Origin of the sequence: Leifsonia sp. 71-9 (assembly GCF_001898805.1) — a bacterium.
Classification (GTDB): Bacteria; Actinomycetota; Actinomycetes; order Actinomycetales; family Microbacteriaceae; genus Leifsonia.
In genome coordinates this window covers 332,917-349,777 of record NZ_MKVJ01000021.1, presented here as the reverse complement: position 1 = coordinate 349,777, position 16,861 = coordinate 332,917, and the positions used below count along the sequence as shown (strand labels likewise).

The 16,861-nt window shown below is 72.3% G+C and carries 14 protein-coding genes and 1 pseudogene; 7 read left to right on the top strand and 8 right to left on the bottom strand.

Features of this window, described 5'->3' with window-relative positions; translation table 11 throughout:
- Positions 1 to 6: 6 nt before the first annotated feature.
- Positions 7 to 708, bottom strand: a complete 702-nt coding sequence (locus tag BGO91_RS18245; protein WP_290474156.1) for a TetR/AcrR family transcriptional regulator — start codon at positions 706 to 708, stop codon at positions 7 to 9.
- 107 nt (positions 709 to 815) lie between these two features.
- Here BGO91_RS18245 and BGO91_RS18240 point away from each other — a divergent pair, with 107 nt between their 5' ends.
- Entirely contained in the window at positions 816 to 1,754 is a 939-nt protein-coding gene (locus BGO91_RS18240; protein WP_290474155.1) for an SDR family NAD(P)-dependent oxidoreductase, read from the top strand.
- Here BGO91_RS18240 and BGO91_RS18235 read toward each other — a convergent pair.
- The gene (locus BGO91_RS18235) at positions 1,718 to 3,196 is read right to left on the bottom strand and encodes a PLP-dependent aminotransferase family protein (RefSeq protein WP_290474154.1); all 1,479 of its coding nucleotides are present in this window, start codon (positions 3,194 to 3,196) and stop codon (positions 1,718 to 1,720) included. The two genes, BGO91_RS18240 and BGO91_RS18235, sit on opposite strands and share 37 nt — an antisense overlap.
- An 81-nt stretch (positions 3,197 to 3,277) precedes the next feature.
- Between BGO91_RS18235 and BGO91_RS18230 the strand changes: the two are divergent.
- Positions 3,278 to 3,838, top strand: a pseudogene (locus tag BGO91_RS18230) (membrane protein); the annotation flags it as partial.
- Between the two features lie 383 nt (positions 3,839 to 4,221).
- Positions 4,222 to 5,391 carry a hypothetical protein gene (locus tag BGO91_RS18225; RefSeq protein ID WP_290474153.1) on the top strand — a complete coding sequence of 390 codons (1,170 nt, stop codon included), beginning with the start codon at positions 4,222 to 4,224 and terminating at the stop codon, positions 5,389 to 5,391.
- 99 nt (positions 5,392 to 5,490) lie between these two features.
- Here the strand turns inward: BGO91_RS18225 and BGO91_RS18220 are convergent, their stop codons facing one another.
- Positions 5,491 to 6,252: a MerR family transcriptional regulator gene (locus BGO91_RS18220; protein ID WP_290474152.1), complete on the bottom strand. Its 762-nt coding sequence runs from the start codon at positions 6,250 to 6,252 to the stop codon at positions 5,491 to 5,493.
- Between the two features lie 122 nt (positions 6,253 to 6,374).
- On the opposite strand from BGO91_RS18220, the gene BGO91_RS18215 reads away from it, so the two are divergent.
- From BGO91_RS18215 to BGO91_RS18200, 4 genes are all read left to right on the top strand, one after another.
- Positions 6,375 to 6,893 (top strand): M20/M25/M40 family metallo-hydrolase, encoded by a 519-nt coding sequence (locus BGO91_RS18215; RefSeq protein ID WP_290474151.1) that lies wholly within the window; start codon positions 6,375 to 6,377, stop codon positions 6,891 to 6,893.
- A gap of 21 nt (positions 6,894 to 6,914) precedes the next feature.
- Entirely contained in the window at positions 6,915 to 7,700 is a 786-nt protein-coding gene (locus BGO91_RS18210) for a peptidase dimerization domain-containing protein (RefSeq protein ID WP_290474150.1), read from the top strand.
- A gap of 141 nt (positions 7,701 to 7,841) precedes the next feature.
- Complete coding sequence (locus BGO91_RS18205) at positions 7,842 to 8,960, top strand: hypothetical protein (RefSeq protein ID WP_290474149.1); 1,119 nt, start codon at positions 7,842 to 7,844, stop codon at positions 8,958 to 8,960.
- Positions 8,961 to 9,114: 154 nt separating this feature from the next.
- Positions 9,115 to 9,648 carry a GNAT family N-acetyltransferase gene (locus tag BGO91_RS18200; RefSeq protein ID WP_290474148.1) on the top strand — a complete coding sequence of 178 codons (534 nt, stop codon included), beginning with the start codon at positions 9,115 to 9,117 and terminating at the stop codon, positions 9,646 to 9,648.
- Between the two features lie 58 nt (positions 9,649 to 9,706).
- On the opposite strand, the gene BGO91_RS18195 is transcribed toward BGO91_RS18200, so the two are convergent.
- The 5 genes from BGO91_RS18195 to BGO91_RS18175 form a co-directional block, all read right to left on the bottom strand.
- The gene (locus BGO91_RS18195; protein ID WP_290474147.1) at positions 9,707 to 10,972 is read right to left on the bottom strand and encodes a Glu/Leu/Phe/Val dehydrogenase; all 1,266 of its coding nucleotides are present in this window, start codon (positions 10,970 to 10,972) and stop codon (positions 9,707 to 9,709) included.
- A gap of 176 nt (positions 10,973 to 11,148) precedes the next feature.
- Positions 11,149 to 12,513 carry an NAD-dependent succinate-semialdehyde dehydrogenase gene (locus BGO91_RS18190; protein WP_290474146.1) on the bottom strand — a complete coding sequence of 455 codons (1,365 nt, stop codon included), beginning with the start codon at positions 12,511 to 12,513 and terminating at the stop codon, positions 11,149 to 11,151.
- Between the two features lie 129 nt (positions 12,514 to 12,642).
- A complete protein-coding gene (locus BGO91_RS18185; protein ID WP_290474496.1) occupies positions 12,643 to 14,775 on the bottom strand; it encodes an APC family permease in 2,133 nt (710 codons plus the stop codon).
- A 294-nt stretch (positions 14,776 to 15,069) separates the two neighbouring features.
- Positions 15,070 to 15,711: a PadR family transcriptional regulator gene (locus BGO91_RS18180; RefSeq protein WP_290474145.1), complete on the bottom strand. Its 642-nt coding sequence runs from the start codon at positions 15,709 to 15,711 to the stop codon at positions 15,070 to 15,072.
- The gene (locus BGO91_RS18175) at positions 15,708 to 16,559 is read right to left on the bottom strand and encodes a DUF4097 family beta strand repeat-containing protein (RefSeq protein WP_290474144.1); all 852 of its coding nucleotides are present in this window, start codon (positions 16,557 to 16,559) and stop codon (positions 15,708 to 15,710) included. Before BGO91_RS18175 ends, BGO91_RS18180 begins: the two co-directional genes overlap by 4 nt.
- Positions 16,560 to 16,861 lie beyond the last annotated feature (302 nt).

The following is a 16,861-nucleotide window of genomic DNA, read 5'->3' as shown; positions in this document are numbered from 1 at the left end:
GTGGTACTACTTCGCGGCTGCGCCCTCCACCCGGGCCTCCACCCGGGCGGCGCGCAGTCCGCGGATCACGACCGCGACGCCCGTCCGGAGGCTGGACGCGAAGTCGAGCCGGTACCGGGCGAGCTCCGGGTCGAGCGCGTAGGCCTCGGCCATCCCGGGCGACACCCGGCAGCTCGACCAGATGCCGCCGATGGCGAGCGTGACCGCCCCGACGAACACCAGGGCGTCCGACTCCTCGCCTCCGATCCAGGGCTCCGCCAGTGCCGCGAGCCGCGCCGCCGACGTGAGCATCCCCCGCTTGTAGGCCCGCGCGACCTCCCCCGAGATGTTGTGCTCCAGGATGCCCGGGGCGCTCGCGCAGAGCTCGGCCAGCACCGGCCGCGCGGCCACCGTCTCGGCCACCGCCGCGGCGAGGGAGCCCGCGGTGTGCTCGGGCGTCGCCGCGAGCCGCTCCTCCAGGGCGTCGAGCCACTCGCGGAACTCGCGATCGTAGAGGTCGAGCAGCACGGCCTCCCGCGACTCGAAGTAGCGCAGCACGTTCGACTTGGCGAGGCCGACGCGCCTCGCCAGCTCGTTGAGGCTCAGGTCGGCGACGCGGGTGTCGTCGAGCATCGCGCGGGCGGCGCCCAGGATGTCCTCCCGGCGTTGCGCGCGCTGCTCGACGCTGCGCGCCCGGCTGAACGTCGGCTGGGACGTCGGCTGGGACATCGGGGACCCCCTTGCTAACAGACCATCGGTCTATTACTGTCCGTAACAGACCACCGGTTCATTATTTCACGATCGAACCGGACATCCACAGCACGACGGAGGATCCCATGTACACCGTTCCCGACCAGACCGGACGCTCCGTCGTCGTGACGGGCGCCAACAGCGGCACCGGCAAGGAGGCGACGGCCCGGCTCGCCGCGGCCGGCGCGCGCGTCACCATGGCCGTGCGCTCGCTCGACAAGGGCGAGTCCGCGCGCCGCGACATCCTGGCCCGCGTGCCCGGCGCGCAGCTCGAACTGCGCCGCATCGACCTGGCCGACTTCGCGAGCGTGCGCGCCTTCGCCGAGGGGATGCTGGCCGACGGCGAGCGCATCGACACCCTCGTCAACAACGCGGGCGTCATGGTCCCGCCGAAGCGCACGGTCACCGTCGACGGGCACGAGCTGCAGTGGCAGAGCAACTTCCTCGGCCCGTTCCTGCTGACGAACCTGCTCCTGCCGCGCATCCTGGAGTCGCCGTCGCCGCGCGTCGCGACGATGTCGAGCGGCACGGCGAACTTCGGCGGCATCCACTTCGAGGACCTCGACTCGGAGCGTCGCTACCGGGCCGGGCGCGCCTACGCGCAGTCCAAGCTCGCCGACCTGTTGATGGCCCTCCACCTCGCCGCGCTCTCGGAGGAGCACGGCTGGGGACTCCTCAGCACCGCGGCGCACCCCGGCTACACCCGGACGAACCTGCAGACGGCGGGCCGCAACCTCGCGCGGAGCGAGAGCAAGGCCCTGCGGCCCTCGAATCGCACCCTGCTCCCGTCGCAGGGCGTCGAGCAGGGTGCGGAACCGCTGCTCTTCGCCGCCGCCGACCCGGAGGCCGCGCAGGGCGCCTACTACGGACCCGACCGCTGGGCGCTGACCGGCCCGACCCATCGCGCCGGCCTGCCGCGCAGCGCCCGCGGGCGCGACCTGCCCACCTCGCTGTGGGCGGTCGCCGCGAGCCGGACCGGAGCGGACGCTCAGACCACGTTGGGCAGCGCCGCCGCGTCGAAGTAGGGCGCTGGCTCGTTCGCCGCGACGGCCCAGGCGCGTTCGAGCGCGGCGAACGCGCGCTCGAACTCGTCCACCGAATACGTGATCGGGATGCGCAGGAACCGCTCGAAGGCGCCGTCGAGCCCGAACCGCGGGCCGGCGGCGATCAGCAGGCCGTGGTTGCGGGCGGCGAGGGTGAGCGCGGAGCTGACGGGCGCGCCGATGCCGACCCAGGCCGCGAGGCCGCCGTGCAGGGGCGGCATCGTCCAGTCGGGGAAGGTGGAGGCGATCAGGCGGCGCACGGTGTCGCGCCCCTCCCGCAGCTGCACGCGCCGCTCCTCCACGATCTCCGGGATCTGCGGCAGCATGCGCGCGACGACGAGCTGCTCGATCATCGGCGTGCCGAGGTCGGTGGCGGGCTTGGCGGCGATCATGCGCTGCACGAGCGGGCGGTCGGCGCGGATCCAGCCGATCCGCAGGCCGCCCCAGAGGCTCTTGCTCGCCGAGCCGATGAGCAGCACCGGTGCTCCGCCGGCGGTACGCTCGGCGTAGGCGGGCATCGGGAGGTGCTCCCCCACGCGGTCGATGTCCAGCTCCCCGGTGGTCTCGTCGGCGACGACGATCGTGCCCTGCGCGGCCGCCGCCGCGAGCACGCGCTCCCGGGTGGCCGGCGACATGGAGGCGCCGGTCGGGTTCTGGAAGTCCGGGATGAGGTAGGCCAGCGCCGGGTTCGCGCGGCGGATGGTCTGCTCGATCGCCTCCGCGTCCCAGCCGTCGTCCTCGACGCCGAGCGCGTGCGGGCCGTCCTCGGGCGGCGTCACCGTGATCGGCACGAGCCGCGCGCCCGCGAGCCGGATGGCCTCGGTCGCGTGCGGGTAGGTCGGCATCTCGACCAGGGCGCGGTCGCCGCGGCCGAGGAAGGTGCGGGCGATCAGCGCGATCGCCTGCTGCGCGCCCACGGTCACGAGCACCTGGTCCGGTTCGGTCGGGAGGCCGCGCTCGGTGTAGCGCGCGGCGATGGCGGCGCGCAGGTGCGGGAGGCCGACCGGGTCGTAGCCGGAGTCGGGCAGGAAGTGCGGCAGCTCCTCGGCGGCGGCGCGCGCGGCGGCCGGGAGGGCGGTGGCCGCGGGGAGCGCGGCCTTGGTGAAGTCCAGCATCCCGTCGCCGCCGCCCGCGGGCAGCGCCAGAGCCGGGCCGGGGAGCCGCGCGACGCTGCCCGAGCCGCGGACGCTGTCCACGAAACGGCCCTCGCGCAGCTGACGGTAGGCCGCGGCGACCGTGGTGCGGCTCAGCCCGAGGCGGCCGGCGAGATCGCGCTCGGCCGGGAGGCGGGTGCCGATCGGGATGCGGCCGTCGAGTACCAGGAGGCGCACGCGGTCGGCGAGCTCCTGGTACTGCGAGCCGGCTCCGCGCCACTGACCGAGCAGGGTCTCCAGCGAGCGGGCGGTGAGATGCGGATCCGACATGCATGCCACCTTAACCGAATTGGCATCTTGATGGAAGGCCAATCGGACGATTGGATTGTGAAGGTGACCACTCGACTCCTCCTGACCCGGCGCCTCGTCCAGCTGCTGATCGGCCTCTTCCTCTACGGGATGGCCATCGCGCTGATGGTGCGGGCCGCCATCGGGGTGTCGCCGTGGGATGTGCTCGCGCAGGGCCTGTCGATCCACAGCGGGTGGGCGTTCGGCCTCATCACCAACGTCGTCGGGCTGGCCGTGCTGCTGCTCTGGATCCCGCTGCGCCAGCGCCCGGGCCTCGGCACCGTGCTGAACGTGCTGCTGGTCGGGCCGAGCGCGCAGTTCGGGCTGTGGATCATCCCACAGCAGACGGAGCTGTGGGCGCAGATCCTCGTGTTCCTCGCCGGGCTCGCGCTGCTCGCCGTGGCGACCGGCCTCTACATCGGCGCCCAGCTCGGGCCGGGCCCCCGCGACGGCCTGATGACGGGCCTCCACGCCCGCACCGGCTGGCCGATCTGGGCCGTGCGGACGGGCATCGAGATCGTGGTGCTCATCATCGGCTGGTTCCTCGGCGGCAACGTCGGCGTCGGCACCCTCGCCGAGGCGCTGCTGATCGGGCCGCTCTGCGCCATCACCATCCCGTTCTTCGCCATCCGGCTGCCGCGGCTCGCTGCAACGGCCGCGCCGCTGGAGGGCGAGCTCGAAGGCACGGCCGTGCAAGGGACCGGCCTTCGGGACGAGCAGGATGCCGCGCGTGTCGACGTGCGCGACGGCATCCTGCTCGAGTCCGACGCGGCGGCCCGCAGCCGCTTCGCGGACCACGCGCACGGCCCACTGGTGCGCCGGGCGCAGCCCGACCGGGCGCCCGCGCAGCCGGTCGAGACGCCCGAGGAGGCCACACGCCCCTCGCGCCTCATCGCCGCGCACTGGCTCGACGACCGCCTCAACGGCCGCACCCGCGCCCGCCGCGCCTAGCGGCGCCCCCACCCGAGTCCTCACCACCCCTTCGCCACCGGAGTACGGTGCGTCGAGTGCGGGGGAGGCGGAGCGGGCTGGCGGTGTACGTCGTCGCGGCCTGCCTCCTGCGCGGGGCGGATGCGGCCGCGGTCATCGGCGTCGTCCTGCTCGCGCAGCAGCACCGCCTCGGTGCCGGGACCGGCCTCCTGGCGGCATGCATCACGCTGCCGCACCTGCTCGGGCCAGTGGCCGCGCAACTGTTGGATAGAACGCACGCCAAGCGCGCGGTGCTCTCCGCGGCGGGCGCCCTCTACGGACTGGCGCTGGCCGTCGCCGTCCCCGCGATCGGAACCGCACCGTGGCTCGGCGCGATCGCCCTCCTCGTCGCCGGCGCCGCCGGCCCCCTCCTGACCGGCGGGATGAGCAGCCAGCTCGCGGGCATCGTCGGCGGTGATGCGGTCGCACAACGCCGCGCCCAGAGCGTCGACGCGGCCACCTACGGCATCGCGGGCACGGCCGGCCCCGCGGCGATCGGAGCCGTCGCCGCGACGGCCGGTCCTGCCGTCTCGGTGCTCGGCGCGGCCGCCGCGGCCCTCGTCGGCGCCGCGCTGGTGCTGCTCCTCCCCCGGCCCGATCGGGAGGGCCGCGACCGCCCCGCCCCCGCCGTCAACATCCTGCAGGCCATCGGGATGCTCGTGCGCGTGCCCGGCCTCCGGCGGACGACGGTCGCGACGGCCGTCACGGCCATCCCGCTCGGGGCCGTCCCGCTGATCGCGGTGGCGACGGCCGCCTCCCTCGCGCAGCCTCCCGCGCAGTCGGCGACGCTGACCGCGGCGTACGGCTTCGGCAACCTCGCCGTCTCGCTCGTGCTGATCGCCGTCCCGCTCCGCGGCGAAGCCGATCGGCTCGTCCTGCGCGGCACGCTCGGGGTGCTCGGGATGCTCGCCGCCGGCCTCCTGGCCCTCACGTTCCCGCTCGCCGTCGTCGTGTACGCGGCACTCGGCGCGGCGACGGGAGTGCTCTTCACCGCCAGCCTCGCGGCGCGCACGGCGTACGCGCCGCACGGCGCCGAGGCGCAGGTGTTCGTCACGATGGCCGGCATCAAGGTCGGCTTCTCGTCGCTCGGCGCCGCCCTCGTCGGCGTGCTGCTGCCGCTCGGCTCGGCCACGCTGTTCGCCGGCGCCGCGCTGCTCGTGCTCGCGACCATCGCCGCGTTCCTGCTCGACCGCCGCCTCTCCCGCTGAGCGGCGCGAGCCTCCCCTCGCAGCGCCACCGAGGCGGCACGAACTCGCGCGAAAAGCGCCGAGGAGGCGGATCGTCCGCCTCCTCGGCGCTCGCGAGGCCTACCCGAGGTGGGCGGCGGCGTAGATGCGGAGGGAGTCGCGGACGAACTCCGCCCCCTCCGCGCCGCCGTAGTTCGCGCCGAAGCGCGGGTCGGCGACGTACATGTCGCCGAGGCCGGTCAGGTACGCGGCCGGCGGACCGCCCGCCCCGTGGCCGGGGGTGCCCGGGATGTCGGCCAGCCAGTCGGCGTGCCGCCGAGCCAGCTCCTGCGCTTCGTCCGACGCGGGGTCGACGCCGCGGCCGGCGGCCGCGGTCCAGTCGGCGGCGAGGCGCTCCTGGCGCTCCTTCCACCCCTGGCGCTCCTCCGCCGTCAACCCGCGCCACCACCGGTCGGACGACGCGTACGCCTCGCGACCCCAGCGCTGCTCGACCTCCTCCTTGTACTGCGTGTGGTCGAACCCGTCGAACATCTCTTCTGCCATGACCTCCGCTCCTTTCTCCACAGCGTGGATCGTCGTCTCGACCGACGCGATCTGCCGCGCCAGCCGATCCTGCTCGCCGCGCAGCCACCCGAGGTGGTCGCGCAGCGCTGGCACCGCCTCCTCCCGGTCCGCGAGCACCCGGGCGATGGCCAGCAGGCCGAGCCCGAGGTCGCGCAGCAGCAGGATGCGCTGCAACCGCACGAGGGAGTCCCGGTCGTAGTACCGGTAGCCGTTGCCCCCGACGCGGCTCGGCCGCAGCAGGCCGATGTCGTCGTAGTGGCGCAGCGTCCGGCTCGTCGTCCCGGCGATGCGGGCGATGTCCTGGATGGACCAGTCCATGCGCGGCTCCTCCCTCGTGTGTCGCTGTGTGCGTTGATCACGGTAGATCTTGACGTTACGTCAAGGTCAAGCGGTGTCACAGAGCCTTGGACGCGAGGCCCGCATGGGGTTGAATCGCGGGCATGACCGCCGCCGTCTCCGACACCGCCCTGCTCGAGGCCGAGACCCTCCGCATCGCCCGCGACCTCATCCGAATCGAGAGCGTCAACACCGGCGACCCGCGCACCATCGGCGACGGGGAGGCTCGCGCCGCCCGGCTCGTCCAGTCGCTGCTGGAGGAGGCCGGCTACGAGACGCACTACGCCGAGTCCACGCCGGGCCGCGGCAATCTGGTGGCTCGGCTCGCGGGCGCGGACGCGTCGCGGGGCGCGCTGATCGCCCACGCCCACCTCGACGTCGTCCCGGCCGAGGCCGCCGATTGGACGCATCCACCGTTCGCCGCCGAGCTCCACGACGGATTCCTCTACGGCCGCGGCGCCCTCGACATGAAGAGCCACGCGGCCGCGCTGGTGGCGACGGCCCGGGCCTTCCGCCGCGAAGGCGTCGTCCCGGCGCGCGACCTGATCTTCGCCTTCTTCTCGGACGAGGAGGCGGGAGGCGTGTGGGGCGTCCGCTGGCTGATCGACAACCGGCCCGAGTGATTCGCCGGAGCCACCGAGGCCGTGAGCGAGGTCGGGGGCTTCTCCGTCCCGTTCGGCGACCGCCGGGGGTATCTGGTCGCGACGGCGGAGAAGGGAGTGGGCCGACTCGACGTCACCGCGCGAGGTTCGGCCGGGCACGGCTCGCGGCCGACCTCCGACAACGCGATCACCCGGGTCGCCCGAGCGGTCGCCGCGATCGGCGAGCACCGGTTCCCCCTCGAGCCGACCACCGCCGTGGAGGCCTTCGCGCGCCGCGTCTCCGAGCTGCTCGGCGAGACTCTGACGGTCGACGACCTCCCCGCCGCCCTCGACCGGCTCGGGATCGCCGGCCCGCTGGTCGCAGCCGGCCTGCGGAACACGGTGTCCCCGACGGTCATCGCCGGCGGTTACAAGTCGAACGTCATCCCGGCGGAGGCGACGGCCCAGTTCGACGTCCGCGTCGTGCCCGGCGCGGAGGAGCGGCTGCGCGCCGAGGTCGAGGCGCTCGTGGGCGAGGAGGTCGAGCTGCGCTGGGACCGCTGGATCCCGCCGATCGAGGCGGCCTCTGAGGGTCCCCTGCTCGACGTCTTCGCGTCCGCGCTGGCGGCGGAGGATCCGGACGGCGTGCTCGTCCCCTTCCTGATGCCGGCGAGCACCGACAACAAGCACCTCGCGCGGATCGGCGTCACCGGGTACGGCTTCGTCCCGCTGCGCACCGACGCCGACTTCGACGCCTTCGGCCACTACCACGCCGTCGACGAACGGATCCCGCTCGACGCCCTCGCGTTCAGCGTGCGCACGACGGCGCGCATCCTCCGATCGGCCTGACGCCTCCCGCGTGGCCCGGCCGCCGCGGTCCACCCGGAGCGGAATGTCGGTGCCCGCCCGGATGTGCCGCGGCACCGTTCTGTTAGCGTGACTCACGGGGGCGATCGCGCCTCCGTGCAAACCGTGGAAAGGCGTGCGAACGTGACGACACCTGGCATCCGGAACAGTGCGATCGGCGGGTGGGCCCCGCGCGTGCTCATCGGGGCGGTGATCCTCGCAGCCCTGCTCTCCATCGGCTTCGTGCTGTTCGGCGTGAGCGGCGAGACCCTGGGCCGGGTGATCGCGACCAACGTCACCCTGGTCGTCTTCGCCCTGCTCGTCTGGCTCGACTCCCTGATCGGCCGGTTCCGCCCCTCCTGGTTCGAGCTCTCCTCGCTCGGGGCCGACGCCTACCTGCTCCTGCTCTGGATCGGGATCATCTGGCTCAGCCCGTTCTCGGTCGGCGACCAGTTCGGCGCGTTCTTCCTCGCCATCGGCACCCTGCTCTGGGTGCGCGCGATGCTCGGGCTCGGCGACCTCCTGCGCCTGATCTGGAACCGCTGGCGCAGCCGCCCGACCGACATCTTCGCGGTCGTCGCCCTCGCCGCCCTGGCCCTCATCGCGGTGCTCGTGACGCTGCCGGCCCCGCACTCCCTGAACTCGCTGTGGGACTACGAGTTCTACGGCCGCTTCATCGGAGCGATCAGCATCGTCGCCGGTGTCTGCTTCGTGTTGGTGCCGCTGTGGGGGCTGCTCGGTTCGCGCGAGCAGCGCGCCGCCGGGCACGCGACGCCCGGCTACGCCGCCGCCGGCTACGCTCCGGCCGGGTACCCGCAGGCAGGGTACGGCCAGCCGATCCCCGCCGCTCCCGCGTTCACCGCGCCTGCTCCGGCTCCGGCTCCGGCTCCGGCTCCGGCTCCGGGAGGCTACGCTCCGGCACCGCAGGCGGCCCCGGCTCCCGCACCCGCCGCAGCGCCCACTGCTCCCGTGGCGTCGGCTGCGCCGGCAGCACCGGCCGCCGCAGCACCGGCTCCGGCCGCCCCGGCTCCCACGGCGCCCGCAGCGTCGGCTCCGGCCGCCGCCCAAGCACCGGCCGCGCCGCCCGTCGCGCCGCGCGCGCTCGCCTGGCCGCACCTCAGCGACGGCACCCCGCTCTCGGCCGGCCCGGACGGCCGCCCCGATTTCGGCTCCGTCCCCGCCGGCAAACAGCTCGGCTGGCCCCTCCACCTCGACGGGACCCCCGTCCCCGCCGCCCCCGACGGCACCCCGCTCTACCGCTAGCCCGCTCGCCCCGCTAGCGCCTCCGAGAGGTGAGTCGTCGCGGATGTCCGCCCCTGCGGACCCGCAACGACTCACCTTTCGCGTATCCGGGAAGACGGAGGCGGGGACGCGCGTTGCGCTTCATGCGACCACCAGGCGAAACACGAGGAGAGCGATGAGCGCGACGGAGACGGCATCGACCACGGCACCGGAGGACGGTCTCGTCATCCGACTGGCCGACCCGGCCGAGTACGCGGCGGTCGGCGAGCTCAGCTTCGCCGCCTACCAGCACGACTACACGATCAGCGACGGCTACCGCGCCCAACTGCTCGACACCGCCGGCCGCACCGAGGAGTACGACGTCTGGGTCGCGGCCGACGCGGACGGCACGCTCGTCGGGACCGTCTCCATCCTGCGCGACGGCCACGACCTCGGCGGCGCGCTCCGGGAGGGCGAGCTGTACTTCCGCCTGCTCGCGGTGAGCCCGGACGCTCGGCGCCGCGGCATCGGCGCCCGCCTGACCGCGTTCACCCTCGACGAGGCCCGCCGGCGCGGCTACAGCGTCGTGGCACTCAACAGCGGCGAGCACATGACCGGCGCCCACGCCCTCTATCGCAGCCTGGGCTTCGTCGCCGATCCCGAGCGCGACATCCACATCCACGACGACGGCCAGGCGATCACGGTCCACCTGTTCACGCGGCCGGTCTGAGCACCCGGAGCCGGAGCACCCGGAGCCGGAGCACCCGGGCACCCCGACCGCTCGCGACTTACGGGTACAGCCCCCGCAGCCGGTGCGCCTCCGCGACCCGCTCCACGGCGAGGGCCGTCGCGGCCGCCCGCAGCGTGAGGTCGCGCGCGCGGGCCGACTCGAGCACGTCGCGCCAGGTGGCGAGCATGCGCTCCTCGAGCTTGGCCTCCACCTCGTCCACCCGCCACCAGTAGGCCTGGTTGGCCTGCACCCACTCGAAGTACGAGACGATCACGCCGCCGGAGTTGGCGAGGATGTCCGGCACCACGAGCTGGCCGTTGGCGGCGAACACCGCGTCGGCGGCGGCCGTGGTCGGCCCGTTGGCGCCCTCGACGATGACGCGGGCCGTGACGCGCGGCGCGTTCTCCTCGGTCAGCACGCCCTCGACGGCGGCCGGGATGAGGAGGTCGATGTCGAGCTCCAGCACCTGGGCGCTGTCGGCCGGTTCCGCGCCGATGTAGCCGACGACCGAGCCGGTGGCGTCGACGTGCGCGGCGAGCCGCTCGGGGTCGATGCCGGCGGGGTTGTAGACGGCCCCGTACTGGTCGGCGATGCCCACGACGCACACGCCGGCCTCGTGCAGGAAGAAGACCGCGTCGCGGCCGACCTTGCCGAAGCCCTGCACGACGGCCGTCGCTCCGGCCGGCGCGATGCCGCGGTGGCGCAGGGCCGCCAGCGCGATGTGCACGACGCCGCGGGAGGTGGCACTCGCACGGCCGAGCGAACCGCCCAGGCTGAGCGGCTTGCCGGTGACGACGCCGGGGACGGTGTATCCCGAGACCACCGAGTAGGTGTCCATGATCCACGCCATGGTCTTCTCGGACGTGCCGATGTCGGGCGCCGGGATGTCGCGCTCCGGCCCGAGGATGGGCAGGATCTCGCTGGTGTAGCGGCGCGTCACCCGCTCCAGCTCCGCCTCGGAGTGGAGGCGCGGGTCGATCCGCACGCCGCCCTTGGCGCCGCCGTACGGGATGTCCACGAGGGCGCACTTCCACGTCATCCACATCGCGAGCGCCCGCACCTCTTCGAGCGTGACGTGCGGGCTGAACCGCAGGCCGCCCTTGGCCGGACCGCGCGAGAAGTTGTGCTGGACGCGGTGGCCGGTGAAGACCGTGACGGTCCCGTCATCCGCCCGCAGGGGCACGGCCACGGTCATCTCGCGACGCGGGGTGGCGAGCATGTCGCGTATCCCCGCGTCGTAGCCGAGCGTCGCGATCGCGCCGTCCAATTGGGCGATCGCCTCATCCAGCGGGTTCGCTTCCGTCCGATCCAACGTCAGGGCCACGGCTCCTCCTCAAGCACTTGTGTGAGGCCCACGGTACGTATCCCGCGACGCGGATGCGTTCGACGCTCTGTCGAATCCCCTCGTCCCGAATAGACGCCGTGTCACATCGGGCGCCGAGGACGCACGAAGCCCCGCGCACCAGGCGGTGCGCGGGGCTTCGCGGTGCATCCGGCGGATCAGCCGATGCGGATGAGCTTCTTGTTGACGAACTCGTCGGCGCCGAAACGGCCGAGCTCACGGCCCGAGCCGGAGCGCTTCACGCCGCCGAAGGGCAGCTCGGCGCCGTCGGCGAGGACGAGGTTCACGAAGACCATGCCTGCCTCGATCTGGTCGGCGACGCGGTGCGCCTGCTCCTCGTCGGTCGTGAAGAGGTACGAGCCCAGCCCGAACGGGGTGTCGTTGGCGATGCGGACCGCGTCGGCCTCGTCCTTCGCGCGGAACACCTGCGCGACCGGTCCGAAGAACTCCTCCTGCGAGGCCGGGTTCTCCGGGGTGACGTCGGTCAGCACGGTGGTCTCGAAGAAGGCGCCGTTGCGGCCGCCTCCGCGCACCAGGGTGGCGCCGTTCTCGACCGCGCGGTTGACCTGGTCCTCGAGGTTCTCCGCCGCGCGCAGCGACGAGAGCGGGCCGAGGGCCGACTCCTCGCTGGTCGGGTCGGTGGCCTCCACCTCGGCGAGCTTGGCGGTGAACTTCTCGAGGAACGACTCGTACAGGTCGTCGGCGACGATGAAGCGCTTGGCCGCGTTGCACGACTGGCCGCTGTTGTCGAGACGGGCGTCGACGGCGTTCTGCACGGTGCCGTCGAGGTCGTCGGTGGACAGCAGGATGAACGGGTCGGACCCGCCCAGCTCCAGCACGACCTTCTTCAGGTTGCGGCCGGCGATCTCGGCGACGGCCGCGCCCGCCCGCTCCGAACCGGTCAGCGAGACGCCCTGCACGCGGCGGTCGGCGATGACCTTCTCGATCTGGTCGTGACCGGCGTAGATGTTGACGTACGCGCCGACGGGGAAGCCCGCGTCGAGGAAGATCTTCTCGATCGCCGCGGCCGACTCCGGGCACTGCTCCGCGTGCTTGAGCAGGATGGTGTTGCCGATCACCAGGTTCGGACCGGCGAAGCGGGCCACCTGGTAGTACGGGAAGTTCCACGGCATGATGCCGAGCAGCACGCCCAGCGCCGAGCGCCGCACGACCGCGGTGCCCTCGCCGTCGAGCAGCGTGATCGGCTCGTCCTCCAGGAACTCCGCCGCGTGGTCGGCGTAGTACTCGTAGATCGCTCCGGCGAAGTCCACCTCGCCGAGCGCCTGCTCGACCGGCTTGCCCATCTCGCGGACGATGATGTCGGCCAGCTCCTGGCGGCGCTCCACGTGCAGCTCTCCGACGCGGCGGATGAGGGCGGCGCGCTCCTCGACGGTGGACGAGTTCGACCAGCCGCGGTAGGCGTCGCTGGCGGCGGTGATCGCGGCCTCGAGCTCGGCGTCGCCGATGGGCTCGAAAGTCTTCACGGTCTCGCCGGTGGCGGGATTGGTCACGGCGTAGCTCATGGCACTCCTCTTCTGCGATGAATGGCGTCAGGCCCTCTTGCGACCCTACGCGCCATCCGTGTGGATCGCCTCGACACGACGTCCGAGTTCTCAGACCGGGACCGACACAGTGTACAGAGCGCAGGAGGCTCAGCGCTTGGTGGGCGTGGGGGTCTCCGGAGGCGTCGGCAGCGTCTCGCCCGTCGTCTCGCCCACGACCTCGGGCACATCCGGCACCGAGTTGTCCGGCTGCCCGACGGCGAGCGGCGTGGAGTGGATGTGGATGCGCGCGTGCGGCTTCGACGCCGGCACCAGCGGCCGGCGGGCGATGGCGCGCACGGGCTCGCCGCGGCGGTCCTGGCCGGGCAGCGGGCGCGAGCGGCGGCCGTAGATGAGCGACGAGGAGTCGAGCAGCCACGGCACGAGCGCGACGGTGACGCCGTGGCAGAGCATCAGCTGCTTGGCGAGGCGGCGGGCGCGGTGGTTGTGGAGGAGGCCCTCCCACCAGTGCCCGACGATGTACTGCGGCAGGTAGACCGTCGTGACCTCGGAGCCGTGCTCCTCGCGCCGGTGCTTGAGGTACTTGATCAGCGGGACGCCGAACTCGCGGTACGGCGACTCGATGATCGTGAGCGGCACGTGGATGTTCTGCTCGATCCACTGCTTCTGCAGCTCCTCGGTCGCCTCCTCGTCGATGGAGACGTGGATGGCCTCGATCGAGTCGTGCCGGGCGGCGATCGCGTAGTCGAGGGCCTTGAGGGCCGGCTTCTGCATCTTGCCGACCAGCACGATGGCGTGGTCGCCGACCGAGCCGAAGGTCGTGATCGGGTCGACCTCGATCTCCTTCTCGACGTCCCGGTAGTACCGGTTCACGCCGAGCATCAGGAACCACAGGACCGGCATGAAGATGAAGACGAGGTACGCGCCGTGGGTGAACTTCGTGATCGTCACGACGATGAGCACGATCGCGGTCAGGCAGGCGCCGAAGGCGTTGATGCAGAGCGAGCGGACGATGCTGCTGCGCTCGCGGCCGGTCTGGCCGCCCTCCTTGAGCAGCGAGATCCAGTGCTTCACCATCCCGGACTGGCCGAGGGTGAACGAGACGAAGACGCCGATGATGTAGAGCTGGATGAGCTGCGTGAGGTTCGCCTGGTAGACGAGCAGCAGGGCCGTGGCGGCGAGCGCCAGGACGATCATGCCGTTCGAGTAGACGAGACGGTCGCCGCGGGTGTTGAGCGCCTTGGGGGCGTAGGAGTCGCGGGCGAGCACCGAGCCGAGCAGCGGGAAGCCGTTGAAGGCGGTGTTCGCCGCCAGCAGCAGGACGATCGCGGTCGCGGCCTGGATGAGGAAGAAGAAGAACGTGTTGTTGCCGAAGGTCGCCGCGGCGATCTGGGCGATGAGGCTGCGCTGCGGCGAGGTCGCGCACTGGGCCCAGCCCTGGAGGTCGCAGGGGTTCTCGGCGTAGTGGACGCCGCTGATCAGCGCGGTGGCGGTGAGGCCGGCGAACAGGACGATCGCGATGCCGCCCATCAGGCCGAGCGTGACGCGGGCGTTGCGGATCTTCGGGGTGCGGAAGGCGGGGACGCCGTTGGCGACGGCCTCGACACCCGTCAGGGCCGAGCAGCCGCTGGAGAACGCGCGGAGCAGCAGCAGCACCATCGCCGCCTGCGTCAGGCTGCTGGCGTGGACCTGATAGCCGGCCGACTCCGCGACGGGCGCATTGCCGAAGACCGTGCGGATGAGCGCCGTGACGATCATCAGGAAGACGCTGCCGATGAAGATGTAGGTCGGCAGGGCGAACGCCTTGCTCGACTCGCGCACACCGCGCAGGTTCACCGCGGCGATGAGGATGACGCAGAGCACCGCCAACTCGACGCGCCACGGAGCCAGGAACGGCAGCGCCGAGATCACGTTGTCGACGCCGGACGCGACGGACACGGCGACCGTGAGCACGTAGTCCACGAGCAGGGCCGAGGCCACGATGAGGCCGGCCTTCTCGCCGAGGTTCTTGTGGGCGACCTCGTAGTCGCCGCCGCCCGAGGGGTATGCCTTGACGAGCTGGCGGTAGCTGAGGACCACCGTGACGAGCAGGACGACGACCGCCGCCGCGACCCACGGCGCGAAGCTCAGGAAGGCGAGCCCGCCGAGCAGCAGGATCATCAGCAGCTCCTGCGGGGCGTAGGCCACGCTCGAGAGTGCGTCGGAGGCGAAGATGGGTAGGGCGAGGTGCTTCGGGAGCAGCTGTCCTTCGAGCTTTTCGCTCGGAAGCGGGTCGCCGATCAACCAGCGCTTCGGGGATCTCCCCTCATTTGTCACGAGGGACGACACTACTCGCTGCCAATACCCTGTCAAGTCGGCGCGTCGAGGGGGTGCCCTGTTGCGTTTCTGCAAGGCTCGGCCTTCGCATCCGCAACCCCTCCACATCCGCGGAATGACGCGGCGGAACGGGGGTCGGAGCCTCTCTCTGAGATCTCTCAGAACGTTGGCCGGGAGTTGCTGTGCATCGCGCGTCCGGCACCTCCTCCCGGGGCGGGGCCGTGCGCAGGTAGAACCGCAGCGACGACATGGCGCATCCCGTCAGCGTCGCGCGAGCGCCTCCAGGACGGAGCGGCGCACCCGCACCAGCTCGTCCTTGAGCAGCGTCACGATGTCGTCGGGCAGGGTGCCGCGCGAGGCCTGCAGCCGCAGCTCCGTGCGGAGCTGCTGGCGGAAGTCGTTGAGCGCGACATCGGCCTCGCGGATCGCCGAGGAGGCCGCCGCCCGCGCGTCGCGAGACGCCTCTCGGGCCGCGTCGCGCGCCTCCCGCCGGGGATCGAAGCGTGTGGCGTCCCGTCGGCTCTCGCGGGCGGCCGAGGCCAGCTCGGCGCGCAGGGTGCGCATGGCGTCGTCGACGCCCGCGCGCACCTCGTCGGCGAGCCGCCGCACCGAGTCGGTCACCTCGTCCTCGATCGCGTCGAGCTCATGCTCGCGTTCCGCGAGTTCGCGGCGGCCAGCCTCGGTGATGGCGTAGACCGTCTTGCGGCCGTCGGCCTGCTTGGTGACGAGGCCCTCCTCCTCCAGCTTGGCGAGCCGCGGGTAGATGGTGCCCGCGCTCGGCGTGTACGTGCCGCCGAAGCGGTCGCTCAGGGCCTGGATGAGCTCGTACCCGTGCCGGGGCGACTCGTCGAGCAGGCTGAGGAGGTACAGCCGGAGGCTGCCGTGGGCGAAGACGGGGGTCACGCCGACGCCTCCTCGCCGCCCTGGCGTGCACCCTCCTGCGACGCCCGCGCTCCGCGCAGCACGGAGACGGCGCCGGAGACGGAGTTCACGTTGATGTCGACCCACGAGCCGTCGAGGGTGCCGGCGGTGCCGGTGTACCCCTTTCCGACGGAGCCGACGACCACCACGTTGTCCAGCTGCACCCGGCCCGAGACCGTGTTCGCCCGGTAGCGCGCGCCGATCGCCTCCGGGATGCGGATGGTCGAGTCGCCCGAGACCGTGTTGATGGCGATCTCGTCAGGTGTGCCCGAGATGTCGGCCATCACATCGCCGGAGACGCCGTCCACGGAGAGCTTGCGGATGGAGCCACTGACGGTCACGTCGCCCGAGACGGTGTGCGCGTTGATCCGCCCGGCGTGGTCGCGCACGGACAGTTCGCCGCTGACCGAGTTGAGCTCGATGTCCCCCACCAGCCCGTCGGCGACGACATCGCCGGAGACCGTGCTGAGGCGCGCGTCGGTGTGCAGGCCCGAGATCAGCGCCGTCGCCGAGACGACACCGAACTTGAGGGCGACGTCGCGCGGCACCAGCACGCTGACGTCCGCCTTGGCGTTGGACCGCATCGACTTGAAGACCTCGATGAAGTTGTCCCAGCGCAGTTGCGGGTGATCGATCTCGAGCCGGTCGCCGTCGATCGTGATCTTCAGATCCCGCCCCTGCACCGAGTGCACCTCGACGCGCGCGCCGGGCTCGTCGTGCGCGATGACGTCGATCTGCCCGCCGATGAAACCGACCTTGAGGGTGCGGACCAGCTCCACGTCGATCGTGCGGCTCTCGCCGGGCTGGACCAGCCACTTCTCCTGTGCCATCTTCTTGACCTCTCCTGATGCCGCTGCCACGCGGCTCTGTTGCTACGGTGACTCGCGATATATCGCGATGTTGACAGAGTCACGATATATCGCGAGTTGCGATCATCGCAACCCCCGCGGAGAGGAATCAGGGTGCGCTCAGGGTCGGGTCAGGGTGCGCCCCGGGCACGCGGAAGGGGCGGTACGTGTGTCGACGTACCGCCCCTTCGGTCTAGTGAGCCGCTCGTGCCGCGAGCCGCAGCCTGGTCGCACGCTTGAGCTCCGACCACCGCTCGTGGGTCACGCGGCGCCGCCTCCGGATC

What these genes read in the sequence shown, in the direction of transcription:
- BGO91_RS18240 (WP_290474155.1), top strand. Translation starts at nt 816, where the DNA reads ATGTACACCGTTCCCGACCAGACCGGACGCTCCGTCGTCGTGACGGGC.
- BGO91_RS18175 (WP_290474144.1), bottom strand. Translation starts at nt 16,559, where the DNA reads ATGGCACAGGAGAAGTGGCTGGTCCAGCCCGGCGAGAGCCGCACGATC.
- BGO91_RS18220 (WP_290474152.1), bottom strand. Translation starts at nt 6,252, where the DNA reads ATGGACTGGTCCATCCAGGACATCGCCCGCATCGCCGGGACGACGAGC.
- BGO91_RS18215 (WP_290474151.1), top strand. Translation starts at nt 6,375, where the DNA reads ATGACCGCCGCCGTCTCCGACACCGCCCTGCTCGAGGCCGAGACCCTC.
- BGO91_RS18190 (WP_290474146.1), bottom strand. Translation starts at nt 12,513, where the DNA reads ATGAGCTACGCCGTGACCAATCCCGCCACCGGCGAGACCGTGAAGACT.
- BGO91_RS18245 (WP_290474156.1), bottom strand. Translation starts at nt 708, where the DNA reads ATGTCCCAGCCGACGTCCCAGCCGACGTTCAGCCGGGCGCGCAGCGTC.
- BGO91_RS18235 (WP_290474154.1), bottom strand. Translation starts at nt 3,196, where the DNA reads ATGTCGGATCCGCATCTCACCGCCCGCTCGCTGGAGACCCTGCTCGGT.
- BGO91_RS18200 (WP_290474148.1), top strand. Translation starts at nt 9,115, where the DNA reads ATGAGCGCGACGGAGACGGCATCGACCACGGCACCGGAGGACGGTCTC.